This window comes from Paenibacillus sp. 01T422 (assembly GCF_056398785.1).
This window is the reverse complement of record NZ_JBFTQB010001277.1, coordinates 1-1,311: the sequence shown is the minus strand read 5'-3', so window position 1 is coordinate 1,311 and position 1,311 is coordinate 1. Positions and strand designations below refer to the sequence as shown.

Here is a 1,311-nt window from a genome sequence, read left to right as displayed (position 1 = left end):
TCTTCAAGCTGTCGTCTGCTTCAAAAACACGCATATGCCCATAAAAAGCATCAGGCAGTATATGGAATGGATTGTAGAAGGAGATGCCACCCTTAAACATCGGCTTGACATGATGAAGGAGCACAAACAAAGAATACTAGATGAGATTGCATTGTTGACCGAATATTTGCCGGCAATCGATGAAAAAATTGAACGCTATATCAAACAGATTGAGGAGGAACGACCATGAAGCTTTCCGGAAATACTCTATTGATTACAGGTGGAGGCACTGGAATAGGACTAGCTTTGGCAGAACGATTTATTAAAAACGGCAATACAGTGATTGTATGCGGCCGGCGTGAAAATGTCCTTCAAGATGCGAAAGACAAAGTTCCGGGTCTTATCACTCGCGTATGTAATTTGGAAGAGGTATCTGATCGCCTAGCACTATTTGATTGGGTAACGGCGAACTATCCGGAAGTGAACGTGCTAGTCAATAATGCTGGCATTCAACATCGTTTTAATGTGCTTCAGACAGATGCCAGAGACAATTGGGGTTATTTCAGGAAAGAAATCTCGACCAATCTTGAAGCCCCTTTCCACTTGACCATGCTGTTCGCTCCTTATTTTTCCACCAAGGATTCGGCGGCAATCATTAACGTCACATCCGGACTGGCCTTTACACCATTTGCGATTGCACCAATGTATTCGGCGACCAAGGCGGCGCTTCATTCGTACACCGTAAGCTTAAGACACCAGCTATCCGAGACGTCTGTCGAAGTTGTCGAAGTTGCTCCTCCAGCGGTAGTAACGGATTCAGGGGGGGCAGGATTGCATCCGCAAGGAGAACCGTTGGATGCCTTCGCGGATGCCATTTTCAACGAATTGGCTGGGGACAGCAAAGAAATCGGGTATGGTACTTCTGTAGCCCGCTTGCGCATGTCTCGAGACGATATCGACGTGTATACCGAAAAGATGTATCAGTCAACGAAAAACTTGATCTAACTGCTTGGATTGTAATAAATCACCCAAAAAATAGCTTTTACAAACCCATTATCTTTTAGGACTATCCAATACGGATGGTCTTTTTCTTTGAGATACTTTGTTCAATTGACGCAGACGCAATGAAGAGCCGTTTTACCATTTTTTATAATACGGTTCACCGGAATTAACATTCAACTGTCCATTAGGTGAATAAAAAAAGAGACCCACAGCAACGGGCCGTGAGTCTAAGTTATATATTTTAAAGGGGGTCTTGACTCTTAGTATAGGCTTAATTCATTAAGACAGAATGAAAATAATATTTCAATTTGATTACATCTTTCAACTTAC

Annotated in this window: 2 protein-coding genes; both read left to right on the top strand. The window is 42.9% G+C overall.

The window, feature by feature from the left end:
* Nucleotides 1–229 (top strand): MerR family transcriptional regulator (locus AC1DUA_RS37960; RefSeq protein WP_477504624.1); only part of this gene is annotated, 229 nt, incomplete at its 5' end.
* The gene (locus AC1DUA_RS37955) at nucleotides 226–984 is read left to right on the top strand and encodes an SDR family oxidoreductase (protein ID WP_477504623.1); all 759 of its coding nucleotides are present in this window, start codon (nucleotides 226–228) and stop codon (nucleotides 982–984) included. The genes AC1DUA_RS37960 and AC1DUA_RS37955, both read left to right, overlap by 4 nt.
* The last annotated feature ends 327 nt before the right edge of the window (nucleotides 985–1,311 follow it).

Coding starts and splice junctions, on each gene's coding strand:
- AC1DUA_RS37955 (WP_477504623.1), top strand. CDS start 226: ATGAAGCTTTCCGGAAATACTCTATTGATTACAGGTGGAGGCACTGGA.